This is a genomic window from Acidiphilium sp. PM (assembly GCF_000219295.1).
Classification (GTDB): Bacteria; Pseudomonadota; Alphaproteobacteria; order Acetobacterales; family Acetobacteraceae; genus Acidiphilium; species Acidiphilium multivorum.
The window spans coordinates 1-15,835 of record NZ_AFPR01000111.1; the positions used below are offsets into that span (position 1 = coordinate 1).

General features: G+C 65.8%; 16 protein-coding genes. 1 reads left to right on the forward strand and 15 read right to left on the reverse strand.

Features of this window, described 5'->3' with window-relative positions; genetic code table 11:
- The coding region (locus APM_RS05635; RefSeq protein WP_039887885.1) for an ABC transporter C-terminal domain-containing protein at window positions 1–240 on the forward strand (240 nt) is incomplete at its 5' end.
- On the opposite strand, the gene APM_RS05640 is transcribed toward APM_RS05635, so the two are convergent.
- From APM_RS05640 to nuoI, 15 genes are all read right to left on the reverse strand, one after another.
- Window positions 200–670: a phosphate-starvation-inducible PsiE family protein gene (locus tag APM_RS05640; protein ID WP_007422393.1), complete on the reverse strand. Its 471-nt coding sequence runs from the start codon at window positions 668–670 to the stop codon at window positions 200–202. The two genes, APM_RS05635 and APM_RS05640, sit on opposite strands and share 41 nt — an antisense overlap.
- Window positions 660–1,598, reverse strand: coding sequence for an alpha/beta hydrolase (locus tag APM_RS05645; protein ID WP_007422394.1), 939 nt, complete (start codon window positions 1,596–1,598; stop codon window positions 660–662). The genes APM_RS05640 and APM_RS05645 overlap by 11 nt, the downstream gene beginning before the upstream one ends.
- 22 nt (window positions 1,599–1,620) lie before the next feature.
- A complete protein-coding gene (locus tag APM_RS05650) occupies window positions 1,621–2,298 on the reverse strand; it encodes an ABC transporter ATP-binding protein (RefSeq protein WP_007422395.1) in 678 nt (225 codons plus the stop codon).
- Window positions 2,291–3,538, reverse strand: a complete 1,248-nt coding sequence (locus tag APM_RS05655; protein ID WP_007422396.1) for a lipoprotein-releasing ABC transporter permease subunit — start codon at window positions 3,536–3,538, stop codon at window positions 2,291–2,293. Before APM_RS05655 ends, APM_RS05650 begins: the two co-directional genes overlap by 8 nt.
- Window positions 3,538–4,851 (reverse strand): proline--tRNA ligase, encoded by a 1,314-nt coding sequence (proS, locus tag APM_RS05660; protein ID WP_007422397.1) that lies wholly within the window; start codon window positions 4,849–4,851, stop codon window positions 3,538–3,540. The genes APM_RS05655 and proS overlap by 1 nt, the downstream gene beginning before the upstream one ends.
- A 33-nt stretch (window positions 4,852–4,884) precedes the next feature.
- Window positions 4,885–5,979 carry an acyltransferase gene (locus tag APM_RS05665; protein WP_007422398.1) on the reverse strand — a complete coding sequence of 365 codons (1,095 nt, stop codon included), beginning with the start codon at window positions 5,977–5,979 and terminating at the stop codon, window positions 4,885–4,887.
- A gap of 251 nt (window positions 5,980–6,230) precedes the next feature.
- Window positions 6,231–7,877, reverse strand: coding sequence for a ribonuclease J (locus APM_RS05670; RefSeq protein WP_007422399.1), 1,647 nt, complete (start codon window positions 7,875–7,877; stop codon window positions 6,231–6,233).
- Between the two features lie 34 nt (window positions 7,878–7,911).
- Window positions 7,912–8,712, reverse strand: coding sequence for a type III pantothenate kinase (locus APM_RS05675; protein WP_007422400.1), 801 nt, complete (start codon window positions 8,710–8,712; stop codon window positions 7,912–7,914).
- Window positions 8,713–8,733: 21 nt separating this feature from the next.
- Window positions 8,734–9,462, reverse strand: coding sequence for a biotin--[acetyl-CoA-carboxylase] ligase (locus APM_RS05680; protein WP_007422401.1), 729 nt, complete (start codon window positions 9,460–9,462; stop codon window positions 8,734–8,736).
- The gene (gene nuoN / locus APM_RS05685) at window positions 9,459–10,895 is read right to left on the reverse strand and encodes an NADH-quinone oxidoreductase subunit NuoN (RefSeq protein ID WP_011941877.1); all 1,437 of its coding nucleotides are present in this window, start codon (window positions 10,893–10,895) and stop codon (window positions 9,459–9,461) included. Before nuoN ends, APM_RS05680 begins: the two co-directional genes overlap by 4 nt.
- A gap of 8 nt (window positions 10,896–10,903) precedes the next feature.
- Complete coding sequence (locus APM_RS05690; protein WP_007422403.1) at window positions 10,904–12,421, reverse strand: NADH-quinone oxidoreductase subunit M; 1,518 nt, start codon at window positions 12,419–12,421, stop codon at window positions 10,904–10,906.
- A gap of 13 nt (window positions 12,422–12,434) precedes the next feature.
- Entirely contained in the window at window positions 12,435–14,363 is a 1,929-nt protein-coding gene (gene nuoL, locus APM_RS05695; protein ID WP_007422404.1) for an NADH-quinone oxidoreductase subunit L, read from the reverse strand.
- Window positions 14,364–14,369: 6 nt separating this feature from the next.
- Window positions 14,370–14,681, reverse strand: a complete 312-nt coding sequence (gene nuoK, locus APM_RS05700) for an NADH-quinone oxidoreductase subunit NuoK (protein ID WP_007422405.1) — start codon at window positions 14,679–14,681, stop codon at window positions 14,370–14,372.
- Window positions 14,678–15,328: an NADH-quinone oxidoreductase subunit J gene (locus tag APM_RS05705; RefSeq protein ID WP_007422406.1), complete on the reverse strand. Its 651-nt coding sequence runs from the start codon at window positions 15,326–15,328 to the stop codon at window positions 14,678–14,680. Before APM_RS05705 ends, nuoK begins: the two co-directional genes overlap by 4 nt.
- Window positions 15,329–15,334: 6 nt before the next feature.
- Window positions 15,335–15,823: an NADH-quinone oxidoreductase subunit NuoI gene (nuoI, locus tag APM_RS05710; protein WP_039887891.1), complete on the reverse strand. Its 489-nt coding sequence runs from the start codon at window positions 15,821–15,823 to the stop codon at window positions 15,335–15,337.
- Between the last annotated feature and the right edge of the window lie 12 nt (window positions 15,824–15,835).

Below are 15,835 nucleotides of genomic sequence, written 5' to 3' on the forward strand. Positions count from 1 at the left end.
TTCCGCGACCGTCACCGGCTCAAGGAACTCGAAAGCGAGATGGAAACGCTTCAGGCCGGCATCGCCCGGCACGAGGCCCGCCTCGCCGACCCCGATTTCTTCACCCGCGACGCCGATGGGTTCCGCAAGGCCAGTGAAACGGTAGGCGGACTCCAGGAGCGGCTCGCCGCGCTCGAGGCCGAATGGCTCGACCTCGAACTCAGGCGCGAGACGGCGGATGAGGGGAAAACCTCATCGTGATGCTGCGCGCGATGACCAGCACGATGATGACGACGACCAGCGTGATGATGTCTTCCGCCGAGAATTTCTGGCCGTAGAGCTTGATCAGCACCTCACGGAGGGAAAAGACGATCGTCACGTCGAGCAGCGTCGACAGCCGGATGCGCCTCGTGCGGGCATAATCCATGAAGGTGTTGAACAACTCGATGAGGATGACGACGTCGAGAATCTGCTCCACCAGCACCCGCAGGGTGAAGGTGTCCATCGTCTGTGGCCGGAAATCCGGAAAGAGATGGATCGTGCTGGCAACCGCCTCGAGAAAGGCGAAGGCGAGGGCGACGAGCATCAGCGGGATGACGCCGAGGATCACCGCGTCCACCGCGATGTCGTAGCCGCGGAAGACGAGGCCGCGCCAGCGTCCGCGCGGCCTCTCGGTTCCGTCAGACGCCACGGGCCGCCATCGTCGCGACGATTTCGTCAACCGCCTCGCCGGCTTCGGGAATCACCCGGCCCATCGTCAGGAAGCCATGGATCTGCCCTGGAAAGCGCCGCAGCGTGACCGCAACGCCGCGTTCCGCGAGCCGCCGCGCATAGGCCTCGCCCTCGTCGCGCAGCGGATCGAAGCCGGCGGTGATGACCAGGGCCGGCGGCAGCCCGTCGTGCCGCGCAGCGCGCATCGGCGAGGCGCGCCAGTCCGCCTTGTCATCCGCCGAGCGCAGGTAGTGGGCGCGGAAATAGGTCATCGTCGACTTCGTCAGCATGTAGTTCTCGGCGAAGGCCTCGTGACTTTCGGTCGAGCCGAGCATGTCGGTCGAGGGATAGACCAGCGCCTGCATCGCGATGGCGGGGCCGGCATTGTCGCGCGCGTCGATCGCGACGACGGCGGCGAGGTTGCCGCCCGCGCTGTCGCCGCCGACGGCGAGGCGCTTCGCATCGATGCCGAGTTCATTGGCGTGCTTGGCGACCCAGGCGGTGGCGTCGATCGCATCCTCGACGGCGGCGGGGAATTTGTGCTCGGGGCCGAGCCGGTAATCGACGGAAATCACCACCGCGCGGCTGCGCTGCGCGATCTGCCGGCAGACGACATCATGCGTGTCGCGATCACCGATCACCCAGCCACCACCATGGAAATAGACGAGACAGCCGCGCGCCGCTTCATCATCCCCATCGCGATAAAGGCGAAGCGGAATGGCGCCGTTGCGGCCCTGGGCGTCAAGATCGCGCACATGCGTGATCGCTGGCGGCTGCGGCGAAAGGGCGCCGCGCGCCTGCAGATAGCCGATCCGCGCTTCGGCCGGGCTCAGCTGGTCGGCCGGCGGGCGGCCCGCGGCACGGATGAGTTCAAGCGCTGTGGCGGCGCTACTGTCGAGTTCTGCCATCGACGGAGTCTCCCCTTGTTGTTCAGCCATCCACGAGATGGCCATCGCGCAGCATGACCACGCGATCCATGCGCGCGGCAAGATCGGGGTTGTGGGTGGCGATCAGCGCCGCGATGTTTTCGTGCCGCACCACCCGCAGCAATTCGGCAAACACGAGATCGGCGGTGGCGACGTCGAGATTGCCGGTCGGTTCGTCGGCGAGCAGGAGCTTCGGCGCGTTCGCCATGGCGCGCGCGATGGCAACGCGCTGACGCTCGCCGCCCGAGAGCTTGCCGGGCAGATGATGCGCGCGCGCGGCGAGGCCGAACGCATCGAGCAGATGGGCGGCGCGGGCCTCGGCATCCTTGCGGGTGCTTCCGGCGATGAGCTGCGGCAGGGCTGCGTTTTCCAGCGCCGTGAATTCGGCCAGCAGATGATGCGCCTGGTAGACGAAGCCGATTTCATTAAGGCGCAGCGTGGTCTTTTCGGAATCTGAAAGGCGCGCGGTATCGATCCCGCCGATGCGGATGGTGCCGCCATCCGGCTTTTCGAGAAGCCCGGCGAGATGGAGCAGGGTGGATTTGCCGGAACCGGAGGGGGCGACCAGCGCGACGATCTCGCCGCTGCGCAGCGAGAGATCGGCGCCGCGCAGGATGTGCAGATCCTCGCCCTCGCTGTGAAAGGTGCGGACAACACCTTCGAGTTTCAGAACCTCACTCATGGCGCAGCGCCTCCACCGGATCGGTTCGCGCCGCCCGCCAGCTTGGATAGAGCGTGGCGACGAAGGACAGGCCGATGGCGATCACCACGACCTCGATCACCTGGCTCCAGACCAGCTTCGCCGGCAGGGATTCAAGGTAATAGACCGTGGGGTTGAAGAGCTGCGTGCCGGTCAGCCCCTGCACGAACTGCCTGATCTGCTCGATATGCGCGCAGAAGACGACGCCGAGGCCGAAACCCGCGATCGTGCCGATCACGCCGACCGAGGCGCCGACCATGAAGAAGATCCGCATGATCGAGCCCGAAGTCGCCCCCATCGTGCGCAGGATGGCGATATCGGCGGTCTTGTCCTTCACCATCATGATCATCGAGGACACCACGTTGAACACGGCAACGACGATGATCAGCGTGAGGATCAGGAACATCACGTTCCGCTCGACATTGACCGCCGCGAAGAAGGCGTTGTTGCTGTCCTGCCAGTCCACCACGTTGACCGGCGCGCTGCCCATCACCTTCGGGATGGCCGCCTTGATCGGGCCGGTATTGTCGGGGTTTTTCACGAAAAGCTGGATCTGCGTCGCGGCATCCTTTGCGCGGAACAGCGTCTGCGCCGAGGTGAGCGGCAGGAACACGAAGCTCGAATCGTATTGCGCCATGCCGGTGCGGAAGATCGCGCTGACATGAAAGCTCTGGATGCGCGGAATGGTGCCGATGATGGTGGCATCGCCCTGCGGCAGCACGAGGGTGATGGTGCCGCCGAGCGAAATGCCGAGCTGGCTGGCCACGCCGGCGCCGACCGCGATGTTGCGGCCGGTGAAATCCTTCAGTGAGCCGGCGACGATATGCCGCGAAACGGTCCGCAGCTTCGCCAGCCCGTCCGGCTGGATGCCCCGCGCCACCCCGCCGATCGCGCCGCCATGCGGCCCGGTCATCAGCACCTCGCCCTGCACGATCGGGATGGCGCTGATCACGCCCGGGATCTTTTCGAGCCGCCCGGCCGCGGCGTCGTATTGGGTGATGTTGTGGCCGGCGCCGTAGACACCGATATCGCCGTTGAGGCCGAGGATCTGCGCCAGCAATTCCTGGCGGAATCCGTTCATCACGCTCATCACGATGATCAGCGTCGCCACCCCGAGGGCGATGCCGACCAGCGAGAAGATGGCGATGATCGAGACGAACCGCTCACCCTTGCGGGCGCGCAGGTAACGGAAGGCGACCCGGCGCTCGAAGGCGGAGAACATCAGACGCGCACTTTCGCGAGTGCCGACTCGATGTCGAGTTCGGCGCGCTCGCCGGTGCGGCGGTGCTTGAGCTCGACCTGGCCCTTCGCCGCGCCGCGCGGGCCGACGATGACCTGCCAAGGATGGCCCATCAGGTCGGCATCGGCGAATTTCTCGCCGGCGCGGGCCTCGCGGTCGTCATAGAGCGCATCGCGGCCGAGGGCGTCGTAGATCCGCTCGCACAGCGCGTCGGTCACCTGATCGCCCTGGCGGAGGTTGAGGATCGAGGCACGGAACGGCGCGATCGCGTCGGGCCAGATGATCCCCGCTTCGTCATGGCTCGCCTCGATGATCGCGCCGGTCAACCGCGAGACGCCGATGCCGTAGCTGCCCATTTCGGGGTGCAGGCGCGCACCGTCCGGCCCGACCACGGTGAAATTCATCGCCTGGCTGTATTTGGTGCCGAAATAGAAGATCTGGCCGACCTCGATCCCCCTGCCCTCGCGGCGGCGATCCTCGGGCACCTTCGCCCAGGCGGCCTCGTCGTGCTTCTCGTCGGTCGCGGCGTAAAGCGAGGTCATGCGGTCGAAAAACGCGTCGAGATCGGCGCGGGCCTCGTAGTCGTAGGCATCGTCGCCGAGCTCGATCGTCTCGAAGCTCGAATCGTAGAACACGCCGCTCTCGCCGGTCGGCGCCAGAATGTGGAATTCGTGCGAGAGATTGCCGCCGATCGGGCCGGTATCGGCGCGCATCGGCACCGCGCGCACGCCCATGCGCTTGAAGGTGCGCATATAGGCCAGCATCATCCGCCGATAGCTTTCGACCGCGCCTTCATAGTCGAGATCGAAGCTGTAGCCGTCCTTCATGTAGAATTCGCGGCCGCGCAGCACGCCGAAGCGCGGGCGGACCTCGTCGCGGAATTTCCACTGGATCTGGTAGAGCATCTGCGGCAGGTCGCGGTAGGACTGCACCGAATCGCGCATGATCGCGGTGAGCATTTCCTCGTTGGTCGGGCCGTAGAGCATCTCGCGATCATGACGGTCGCGGATGCGCAGCATTTCCGGGCCATAAGCGTCGTAGCGCCCGCTTTCGCGCCATAGCTCGGCGGACTGGATCGTCGGCATCAGGATTTCCTGGGAGCCGGCGCGCGCCTGTTCCTCGCGGACGATATTGGCGATGTTGTGCAGCACCCGCAGCCCCGCCGGCAGCCAGGCGTAGATTCCGGCCGATTGCTGGCGGATCAGCCCGGCGCGCAGCATCAGCCGGTGCGAGACGATCTGCGCTTCGGCGGGCGTTTCCTTGAGGGTGGGAATGAGCGAGCGGGAAAGGCGCATGATGGGTCCTGATCGGTTGGGTCGGTCGCCTGATTACAGCGCCACGCTGCCCGCGGCCAGAGCCGCGGCGCGGGACGGATCGAAGCGGCGGTTGAGGGCGATCCGCGCGGGCTTCTCGATGAGCACGTGCAGCAGCACGGCAAAGCCGAGCGTGAGCGCCGCAAGCATGAAGGCGACCGCCACCGGCGCGGCCGCGCGCGCGATGCCCAGATGCCGGAAAAACTGCGTGGTGAGGAGTTCGGCCGGCGCAAAACTCATGTAGAACGCATAGGAGATCACGCCCATGGCGCGCAGCGGGCGGATGGCGCCGATGCTCGCCGGCCGTTCGGCATCTCCCTGCATGGCGAGGCCATAAAGCATCAGCCAGAGGCCGAGCACGGTCATCGCGTCGTGCCCGGTCGCGGCGAAGGCGACTGCCAACGCTGCGCCGGCAAGCGCGATGATGCGGTTCGGCGCCTCGTCGGCGATGAAGGGGATGAACGCCGTTGTCGCCATTCCGGCGATGAATTCCGGAAAGAAGCGCAGCAACGAGCTGCCGAAGGTCAGGTTCAGCCCGCCATGGATATCGGCGACCGTGGCGAGAATGCTGAAACAGAGCGGCAGGGAGATCGCCAGCGCCCCCTTGTAGAAGACGCGGTAGCACGCGATCAGCAGCGGAAACAGCAGATAACCGGCCCATTCGCTGCTGATCGACCAGGAGGGATAGTTCCACGCCCAGTGATCAAGCGTCCCCCAGCCCTGAACGAGGGCGAGATGGCAGAGCAGTGCGAAGCCCGCGAAGCGGGCCGGCTCGCGCGGGGGGATGCCGGCCGCGATACCGGCAAGGAACAGCCCGCCGAGCAGCGCGATTACCGCGATATGCACCGGATAGATCCGCGCCAGCCGCTTTCCCCAGAACCGCAAGGCCCCGCGCACGGTGAAGGGCGTGTCGGCGTCAACCCGAGTGAGAATCAGACCGGAGAGAATGAAAAAACCGTCGACGCCGAGATAACCGTGTTCCACGACCGGCGCGAACGGGCCGAGCCAGTGCGCGTACTCCACCTGCAGATTGACGTGATAGGCAAAGACCCAGAGCGCGAAGAGCGCGCGGCACGAGGTCAGATCGGTCAGTTCGCGGCGTCCCATCATCGGCGGCCGATCATGGACGGAAAAAAACCCGCCGGCCACAGGGCCAGCGGGCCAAGTTCAGGGAGGAAACGCCAGTCACACGGCAGAGCGAAGAACCAATCTCCGCTCTGCACACGATACTGCATTGCGGCATGCCGGGCGTAAAGCGAATTCACGCGCCTATGCACAAGAAAATGACGGATTTGGACATATATTGCTAAAATTTTCATCTGTATCGAAATGAAAAAGAACATTTGACTATAAAATAATCATCATATGTGCAGGACATGCACCTCGACCATCGGCCGTTTGCCGAAACGCCGCCCGAGCGCGCGGCGCAGGGCCGTTTGCGCTGCCTCCTTCACCGCATTCCGGTCGGTCCGCAGGTTGGCCGGCAGGTCCTCGAAGGTTGCGACAAAGTCTTCGGCCAGCGCGCCGAGCGCATGATCATCGGCTTCGAACAGGCCTGGCGCGGCGATCTGCGCCCCGCCCTTCACCTTGCCGGCGCGGTCGACCGCGATGCTGGCGACCACGACGCCGTTGAGCATCATCCGCCGTCGCGCGGCCATTACGCCGCCCTGCATCGGAACCAGCCGGTCTCCGTCCACCGCGAGCCGGCCGACCGGAACGCTGTCGACCACCTGCGGCGGTTCGGGCGCGAGGCGCAGCACATCGCCATCCTCCAGAAGGAGCGTGCTGATGCCGGCCGCCTCGGCCAGATCGGCCTGCGCCGCCATGTGGCGCCATTCGCCATGGGTCGGCACCAGATATTTCGGACGGACCAGACGGTAGAGCCGGCGCAGTTCGTCGCGGGCCGGATGGCCGGAGACATGCACCATGTGATCGTCGTCGGTCATCACGTTCACGCCGGCGCGGACCAACTCGTCCTGCACCGCGCCGATCGCCCGTTCGTTGCCGGGGATCACGCGGGCGGAGAAGATCACGGTATCGCCCTCGCCCAGCGCGACGTTGCGATGCGTATCGGCGGCGATCCGCGCCAGCGCCGAGCGCTTCTCGCCCTGGCTGCCGGTGGCGAGGATCAGCAGGCTGTCATCCGGAATGGCGCCGACCTCGTCCTCGGGAACGAAATCCGGCAGGTCGGCGAGATAGCCCGCTTCCTGCGCCGCCTCGACATATTTGCCGAGGCTGCGTCCCACCAGCGCGACATGCCGGCCGGCGGCGGCGGCGGCCTTCACCACCGTATCGATCCGGGCGATGTTGCTCGCGAAACAGGTGACGACGATGCGACCGCGCAGCCCCGCGATCAGGCTCGTCAGGCTGCGTCGCACGGTCGCTTCCGAGCCGGAATGCCCCTCGACCAGCGCATTGGTCGAATCGCAGATCATCGCCAGCACGCCCGCATCGCCCAGCGCCTCGAGCGCCGCCTCGTCGGTCGGCGGGCCGATCAGCGGCTCCGGATCGAGTTTCCAGTCACCCGTATGCAGCACGGTGCCGTATTTCGTGGTGAGGACGAGTGCCTGCGACTCCGGCGTTGAGTGCGACATGCGGATATAGCGCAGCGCAAAGGGGCCAACCTCGAAGGCCGCGCCAGGCTGGATTTCGGTGATGCGCACGCTGCGCAGCAGCCCGGCCTCGCCGAGCCGGTAGCGGATCAGCGCCGCGGCGAAGGGCGTTGCGTAGACCGGGCAGCGCAGCGCGTCCCAGATCCGCGCAATGCCGCCGATATGGTCTTCGTGCGCATGGGTGATAACCAGGCCGGCGATGCGGTCCCGGTTGGCAGCCAGAAACGCCGGGTCGGGCACCAGCAACTCCGCTTCGGGCGCCTCTGGTCCGGCGAAGCCCATGCCGCAATCGACCACCAGCAGATCACCATCCAGCCCGTAGACGTTCAGGTTCATGCCGATCTCGCCGGTGCCGCCGAGCGGGGTGAAACTCAGCCCCTTGCTGATCTCGTTCATGAAGTCACCTTGTTTTCAGTCGCTTCGTTCTCGTTCATTCGTGTTCGGCCTCGCGCGGGCGCAGCACGGGGGCCGGGTTGCGCAGGGCCAGCAGGCGCAGCCCTTCGAGCGTGAGGTCGGGGTCGGTGTGTTCGATCCGGGACGTGCCCTCGGCGATCAGCGGCGCAAGCCCCCCGGTTGCGATCGTTTTCATCGGCGCCCCGAAATCCGCCTCGATCCGCGCGATGAGTCCCTCGACCAGCCCCACATATCCCCAATAGATGCCCGAGCGCATGGCGGGAATAGTCGACTTGCCGATCACAAGCTGCGGCCGGCCGATGCCGATTCGCGGCAGGCGAGCCGCGGCCTGGTGCAGCGCCTCGACCGAGAGATTGATCCCCGGCGCGATCACGCCGCCGACATAGGCGCCGTCGCCGTTCACCACGTCGAACGTCGTCGCGGTGCCGAAATCGATCACGATGAGCGGGCCACCGTAGCCATGATGGGCAGCCAACGCGTTGAGAAGGCGATCCGCACCGATTTCGGCCGGATTGTCCATCTCGATCGCAAAGCCCCAGTCGAGTTCGGCACGCGCGATCAGCGGCTCCAGGCTGAACCAGTCGCGGCAGAGCCGGCGCAGATGGTAGAGCGCGGCCGGCACCACGGTGCCGATCACCGCGCCATCGATCCCCCCGGCGGCAATTCCGGCCCGGTCAAGCAGGACGGTGAGCCAGACGCCATATTCGTCGGACGTGCGCTGCGCGTCGGTCGCGATGCGCCAGGTGCCGCGCCAGCGCGCCCCGTCATGCACCGCGAAGACGATGTTGGTGTTGCCCGCGTCGATGACCAGTTTCATGCCCAAGGCCCTGCTGCGCGATCAGATCAGGGCGACGTCACCGCCGCGCAATGCGGTGACCCGGTCGCCTTCACGGAGGAGCAGCGCGCCGTCATCGTCGAGCCCGGCATAGATGCCCGAACGCCGCCCGCCATCGACGGTGATCGCCGTGCCTTCGGGGTGCGCCCGACACATCCAGGCGGCGCGCAGCGGCGCGGCGCCCGACGCCAGAACGTCGAGCCAGTGGTCGAGCCGCGCGCAGAATGCCGGCGCCAGCGCCTCCGGCGTCATCGCGCCACCCAGCGCGGCAAGGCTCGTCGTTACCCGACCCGGCACCGGCGGCGCCTCGGCCAGATTGACGCCGACGCCGACGATCATCGCGGTAATCATCCCGTTTTCGATTGTCGCATCCAGCAGGATGCCGGCGAGCTTGGCGGCGCCCGCCATCAGGTCGTTCGGCCATTTGAGCATGACTGCGCCGGGTGCCGGCAGCGCGGGATCGAGCACCTCGATCAGCGCGAGGCCGGCGAGCAGCGCGAACCATCCTCCCTGCCCCGCCGGAACGCGCGGGCGCAGCAGGGCGGAGCCGCAGAAATTGCCTGCCGGCGACTCCCAGGCCCGTCCCGCGCGCCCTCGCCCCGCGGTCTGCCGCGCCGCGACGACCATCAGCCGCTCGGGCTCTCCCTCAGCCGCGCGTCTTGCGCAGAAATCCGAGGTCGAGCCCAGCGTGTCGTAGTGTTCGATCCGCCAGGGCGCGCGGTCGGCTGTCAAAATCCCTGGCTCGTCATCAGCGCGTGGGCCGCCATGGTCGACAGGGTCGTCAGCGTCGACGGATGGAAGACGAACAGCACCGTGAATGCTGCGGCCGCCCCCATCACCAGGCTGACGCCGGCGCTGCGCCGGTCGAGCCCCGGTTCGCCGGCGTCGAAATACATCACCTTGATGACGCGCAGATAATAGAAGGCCGCGATCACGCTGGTGATGATGCCGAGCACGGCGAGCGGGCCGAGCCCCGCATTGATCGCGGCGGCAAAGACATAGAATTTGCCGAAAAAGCCCGCGAGCGGCGGAATGCCGGCCATCGACCACATCATGACCGCGAGCACGAAGGCAAAACGCGGATCGTCCGAGGCCATGCCGGCGAGATCGGCGATGCGCTCGACCGGCTGGCGGCCACGGCTCATCGCGATGATGCACCCGAAAGTGCCGAGCGACATCACGAGATAGATGGCGAGATAGATCAACGCGCCACTGACCCCGGCGGCGGTGCCGGCGGCAAGGCCCATCAGCGCGTAACCCATGTGGCCGATCGAGGAATAGCCCATCAGGCGCTTGATGCTGGTCTGCCGGATCGCGCCGATGGCGCCGATCACCATCGAAGCCGCGGCGATGATCTGCACGAGGTCGCGCCACTGCCCGAGCACGGGCCCGAACGGCCCCAGCATCACCCGCAGCAGCAGCGCAAAGACGGCAATTTTCGGCGCGGTGGCGAAGAAGGCCGTCACCGAGGTCGGCGCACCCTCATAGACGTCGGGCGTCCACATATGGAACGGTGCAGCGGAAATCTTGAAGGCGAGGCCGACGAGAACGAAGACGAGGCCGATCGTCGAGCCCACCGCCGCGGTCGGATGGCCGGCGAGCGCATGGGCGATCCCGGCGAAATTCGTGGTTCCGGCGAAGCCGTAGACCAGCGAGATTCCGTAGAGCAGCAGCCCAGACGACAGCGCGCCCAGCACGAAATATTTCAGCCCCGCTTCCGAGGAGCGCAGATTGTGCCGCGCGAAGGCCGCCAGCACGTAGAGCGCAAGCGACTGGATCTCGAAGCCGATGTAAAGCGTGATCAGGTCGCTCGCCGAGACCAGAACCACCATGCCCGTCACCGCGAAGAGGACGAGCACCGGAAACTCGAAGCGGGTGATGCCGATATTGCGGTTGAACGTGACCGAGAGCGCGAGTGCGCCGATCGCCCCCAGCGCCACCAGCACGTCGGCGAAGCGGGTGAAATCATTGGTCTGGTAGAGACCGTGAAAGATCGTCCCGCCAGGCGCCGCGACCAGCAGCCGGGCGGCAATCGCGAGCACCACGATCGATGCTGCGGTGATCGCGAAACTGTGGTCGCGGTCGGTGAAGACGCCGGACATCAGCATGATCATCCCCGCGATGGCGAGGAACAGGATGGGCAGCACGGTATAGAACGTCGACATTGCCTCGCTCACTGCTTGATCATGGCCAGCCGGGCATGCGCGCCGGACGACAGGGCGGCGACATGCGCATGGACAAGGTCCTGCACCGCGCCGTCAAAGATATGGGTCAGGCCGCCAGGCACGAAGCCGAGCACGATGACCAGCACCGCCAGCGGCGCCAACATGAGCCATTCGCGCGGCCCGATATCGGCCATCACCGCGTTGGCGACGCTGCGCGCCTTGTCGAACAGCACGCGGCGGATCATCACCAGCATGTACATAACGCTCAGGATCATGCCGGAGCCGACAAGCAGGGCGACCCAGAAATTCGCCTGGATCGCGCCGATCATGACCAGGATCTCGCCGACGAAGCCGGATGTGCCGGGCAGGCCGACATTCGCCATCACGAACAGCATCAGGAAGGTGGCGTAGACCGGCATGCGCGAGGCCAGACCGCCAAGCTGGTCGAGCCGCAGCGAATGGCCGCGCGCCAGCAGGATGCCGACACAGAGGAACAATGCGGCAATGACGAGCCCGTGCGACACCATCTGGAACAGCGCGCCCTCGATTCCGGCGACGGTGACGGTGAAGATGCCGACCACGATCAGCCCCATATGCGCGACCGACGAATAGGCGATCATGCGCTTGATGTCGGTCTGCGCCAAGGCGGCGAAGGAAATGTAGACGATGCCGATGATACCGAGCGCGAACATGAACGGCTCGAAATAGGCCGTTGCCTGCGGCAGCATCGGCAGCGAGAAGCGCAGGAAACCGTAGGCCCCCATTTTCGAGAGCACCGCGGCCAGCATGATCGTGCCGGGCAGCGGCGCCTCGCCATAGGCGTCGGGCAGCCACGTATGCATCGGCCAGACCGCCGCCTTCACGCCGAAGGAGAGCAGGAAGGCGACGAACAGCCAGTCCTGCGTGGTCGGGGCGATCGCGGTGTGCATGAGCTGCACCATGTCGGTCGTGCCGGCGTGGTGCCACATCCAGACCAGGGCGAGCAGCATCGGCAGCGAGCCCGCGAGGGTGAAGAGGAAGAACTTCACCGCGGCATGAATCCGCCGCTCCCCGCCCCAGACGCCGATGATGAGATACATCGGGATCAGCACGCCCTCGAAGAAGATGTAGAACAGCAGGAAATCGAGGGCCGAGAACATGCCGATCGTCATGGTCTCGAGCAGCAGGAAGGCGGCCATGTAGTCGCGCACGCGCCGGCTCTCGCGCCAGCTCGCCAATACAGCGACCGGCGTCAGCAGCGCGCTGAGGGCGACGAAGAACAGGCTGATGCCGTCAACGCCCATCCGGTAGCCGATGCCGTAGGCCGGGATCCATTCGGCAGAGTCGACGAACTGGAACCCATGCACTGACGGATTGAAGCCGACGACCATCACCACCGCGAGCACGAGCACGAGCAGGCTGGTCCACAGCGCGATCCAGCGCGCATTGCGGGCGGTGGCCGGGTTGGCCGAGTCGCCGGTGAAATACATCAGCACGGCGCCGGCGAGCGGCAGCCAGGTCATCAGCGAGAGAAGATGGAAATTCATGTGCCGCTCCCCCTCACCGCGCGACCAAGAAAACGGTCACCAGCACCATCAACCCGACCAGCATGACGAACCCGTAAACCGCGATCGATCCGCTCTGCAGCCGGCTGGCAACGCCGGAGGCATCGCCGGTCAGCCGCGCCAGGCCTTCCGGCACGCCGTCGATCATCTCCTCATCGCCGATCCGCCAGATGGCGCGCGCGATGCGCAGCGCCGGGCGGACGAAGATCGCGTCATACAACTCGTCGAAATACCATTTGTTGAGCAGGAACGCGTGGAGCCCGGGCCAGGCCTCGGCCAGCCGCGCCGGCAGCGCCGGAGCGAGCTCGTAGAACCAGTAGGCGATGCCGATCCCGGCAATCGCCAGCAGCAGCGGCATCTTCTCCGCCCAGGCCGGAATCGTGTTGCGCGCCGCCATCACCGCGCCACCATGCGGCAAGGCGATGCTGGACCCCCAGAAATTCGCGAAATGTGCCCCGATGAAGGTCGGCCCGAGCAGGAAGCCGGTCGTCAGCGCCCCGATGGCCAGCACGACCAGCGGCAACAGCATCACCAGCGGGCTTTCATGCGCGTGGGCCAGCGTTTCGCTGGAGGCGCGCGGCTTGCCGTGGAAGGTGAGCAGCATCAACCGCACCGTGTAGAAGGCGGTCAGACCGGCGCCGAGCGTGCCACAGAGCCAGCCGAACACCGCCGTGTGCGACTGTGCGGCAAAGGCGGCCGACAGGATCGCATCCTTCGAGAAGTAACCCGAGAACGGCGGGATCGCGACCAGCGCCAGGCTTCCCGCCCACATCGTGACATAGGTGACCGGCAGCTTGCGCCACAGGCCGCCCATCTTGCGCACATCCTGCTCGTCGGCCAGCGCGTGGATCACCGAACCGGCGCCCAGGAACAGCAGCGCCTTGAAGAAGGCATGGTTGATCAGGTGGAAGATGCCGATCGGCGCCGCCCCCACGCCGACCGCGAGGAACATGTAGCCGAGTTGCGAGCAGGTCGAGTACGCGATGATGCGCTTGATGTCGTTCTGCACGCAGCCGATCGTTGCCGCGAAGAAGGCGGTGAAGCCGCCGATTACCGTGATCAGCGCCAGGGCAACGGGAGCCGCGTCGATGACCGGGGACATCCGCGCGGTCATGAACACGCCGGCGGTCACCATCGTCGCGGCATGGATGAGGGCGGAAATCGGCGTCGGGCCTTCCATCGCGTCCGGCAGCCAGGTGTGCAGGAACAGCTGGGCGGACTTGCCCATCGCGCCGATGAAGAGAAGGATCGAGATCACCTCGAGCACCGGCAGATCGGTGCCGAACAGATGGTAGGCGTGCGGCGCGACCTTGGCCACGCCGGCGAAGATCGTATCGAAATTGACGCTGCCGAACTCATACCAGGTCAACGCGATACCGACCGCGAAGAACAGGTCACCCACCCGGTTGACGATGAAGGCCTTGATCGCCGCCTCGTTGGCGCTGGCGCGGTCGTACCAGTAGCCGATCAGCAGGTAGGACATCAGGCCAACACCTTCCCAGCCGAAGAACAGCTGGAGCAGGTTGTTCGCCGTGGCGAGCATCAGCATCGCGAAGGTGAATAGAGAGATGTAGACGAAGAAGCGCGGCTCGGTGCGATCCTCCGCCATGTATCCGATGCTGTAGACATGGATCAGCGCCGAAACCACGCAGACCATGCCCACCATCACGAGCGACAGCGTGTCCATCCGCAGCGCCCATTGCGGCGCGAAGGTGCCGACCGAAATCCATTGCCCGAGTACGACGAGATGGTCCGCCGCCCCAAGCACGAGATGGCGGTAGACCGTGCCGATCGCGGCGATGGCGGCGATGACCAGCGAGGCGACGCTGAGCCCGACGGCCGGAGCGCGGCCGAGGGTGGGGCGCGCGAGCCCGGCGAGCAGCGCGCCGGCCAGCGGCGCGAGAACGGCAATGGCAAGCAGCATGTCGGCTCAGCCCTTCATCAGCGTGACGTCTTCGACTTCGATCGAGCCGCGGTTGCGGAAATACACGACCAGGATCGCCAGCCCGATCGCAGCCTCCGCCGCCGCGACCGAGAGCACGAACATGGTGAAGACCTGCCCCGCCATGTCGTGCAGCGCCAAGGAGAAGGCGACGAAATTGATGTTGGCGGCGAGCAGGATCAGCTCGATCGACATCATGATGACGATGATGTTCTTCCGGTTGAGGAAGATCCCGAAAATCCCGATCACCAGCAGCAGGCCGGCGACGACGAGATAGGGCCCGAGCCCGACCGCGCTCATCGGATCGTCTCCCGTTTCGCGGGCGCTGCCTGTGTCATCTGCTTCGCTCCCTTGCCGATGCCGAGTTTGACCATCGTCAGCGTCTCGTCGATCGGCCGCTGATGCTGCATCGAGATGTCCTGACGGCGCGAGCGGCGCTCGCCCGAATGGGTCAGCACGATCGCCCCGATCATCGCCACGAGGAGCAGCAGCGCCACCAGTTCGAAAGCGAACATGTAACGGGTGTAGATCAGGTCGCCGAGTGCCGCGGTGTTCGAAAGATGCGCCGGCATCGGCACCTGGCTGGCGAGATGGGCGGCGGGGGTGATGGTCCAGCCGATGGCGACGGCGCCGATTTCCACCATCAGGATGAACCCGATCAGCAGGCCGAGGGGCGCGTAGCGCTGGAAGCCCTCACGTAGCGCCGCGAAATCGACGTCGAGCATCATCACGACGAAGAGGAACAGCACGGCAACCGCGCCGACATAGACGATCACCAGCACCATCGCCAGGAATTCGGCGCCGGCGAGCACGAACAGCGCGCCCGCGTTGATGAAGGCGAGGATGAGGAACAGCACAGAATGCACCGGATTGCGCGCGGTGATCACCATGCAGGCCGAGAGCAGCAGGATCGCGGCGAAGACGTAGAATGCGAGCGTGACGATCATGGCGCGTTACCGGTAAGGCGCGTCGAGTTCGAGGCGCTTGGCCAGTTCGCTTTCCCAGCGGTCGCCGTTCGCGAGCAGTCTTTTCTTGTCATACATCAGCTCCTCGCGCGTCTCGGTCGCGAATTCGAAGTTCGGTCCTTCGACGATCGCATCGACCGGGCAGGCTTCCTCGCAGAGGCCGCAATAGATGCACTTTGTCATGTCGATGTCGTAGCGCGTGGTCCGGCGCGAGCCGTCCTCGCGCGGTTCCGCCTCGATCGTGATCGCCTGCGCGGGGCAGATCGCCTCGCACAGCTTGCAGGCGATGCAGCGTTCCTCGCCGTTCGGATACCGGCGCAGCGCGTGTTCGCCCTTGAAACGCGGGCTGATCGCGTTCTTCTCGAACGGGTAGTTCAGCGTCGCCTTGCGCGTGAAGAAATAACGCAGGGTCAGCCGCAGGCCGGAGAGAATCTCCAGCAGCAGGAAGCGGTGCGCGATGCGATCAAGTCTGGCCATCATCCGATCTCC

Excerpts from the sequence above, each read along its gene's own strand:
- APM_RS05645 (WP_007422394.1), bottom strand. The coding sequence starts at position 1,598 with ATGGCAGAACTCGACAGTAGCGCCGCCACAGCGCTTGAACTCATCCGT.
- APM_RS05650 (WP_007422395.1), bottom strand. The coding sequence starts at position 2,298 with ATGAGTGAGGTTCTGAAACTCGAAGGTGTTGTCCGCACCTTTCACAGC.
- APM_RS05655 (WP_007422396.1), bottom strand. The coding sequence starts at position 3,538 with ATGTTCTCCGCCTTCGAGCGCCGGGTCGCCTTCCGTTACCTGCGCGCC.
- proS (WP_007422397.1), bottom strand. The coding sequence starts at position 4,851 with ATGCGCCTTTCCCGCTCGCTCATTCCCACCCTCAAGGAAACGCCCGCC.
- APM_RS05665 (WP_007422398.1), bottom strand. The coding sequence starts at position 5,979 with ATGATGGGACGCCGCGAACTGACCGATCTGACCTCGTGCCGCGCGCTC.
- APM_RS05670 (WP_007422399.1), bottom strand. The coding sequence starts at position 7,877 with ATGAACGAGATCAGCAAGGGGCTGAGTTTCACCCCGCTCGGCGGCACC.
- APM_RS05675 (WP_007422400.1), bottom strand. The coding sequence starts at position 8,712 with ATGAAACTGGTCATCGACGCGGGCAACACCAACATCGTCTTCGCGGTG.
- nuoN (WP_011941877.1), bottom strand. The coding sequence starts at position 10,895 with ATGTCGACGTTCTATACCGTGCTGCCCATCCTGTTCCTCGCCATCGCG.
- APM_RS05690 (WP_007422403.1), bottom strand. The coding sequence starts at position 12,421 with ATGAATTTCCATCTTCTCTCGCTGATGACCTGGCTGCCGCTCGCCGGC.
- nuoL (WP_007422404.1), bottom strand. The coding sequence starts at position 14,363 with ATGCTGCTTGCCATTGCCGTTCTCGCGCCGCTGGCCGGCGCGCTGCTC.
- nuoK (WP_007422405.1), bottom strand. The coding sequence starts at position 14,681 with ATGAGCGCGGTCGGGCTCGGGCCCTATCTCGTCGTCGCCGGCCTGCTG.
- APM_RS05705 (WP_007422406.1), bottom strand. The coding sequence starts at position 15,328 with ATGATCGTCACGCTCGCATTCTACGTCTTCGCCGCGATCCTGCTGCTC.
- nuoI (WP_039887891.1), bottom strand. The coding sequence starts at position 15,823 with ATGGCCAGACTTGATCGCATCGCGCACCGCTTCCTGCTGCTGGAGATT.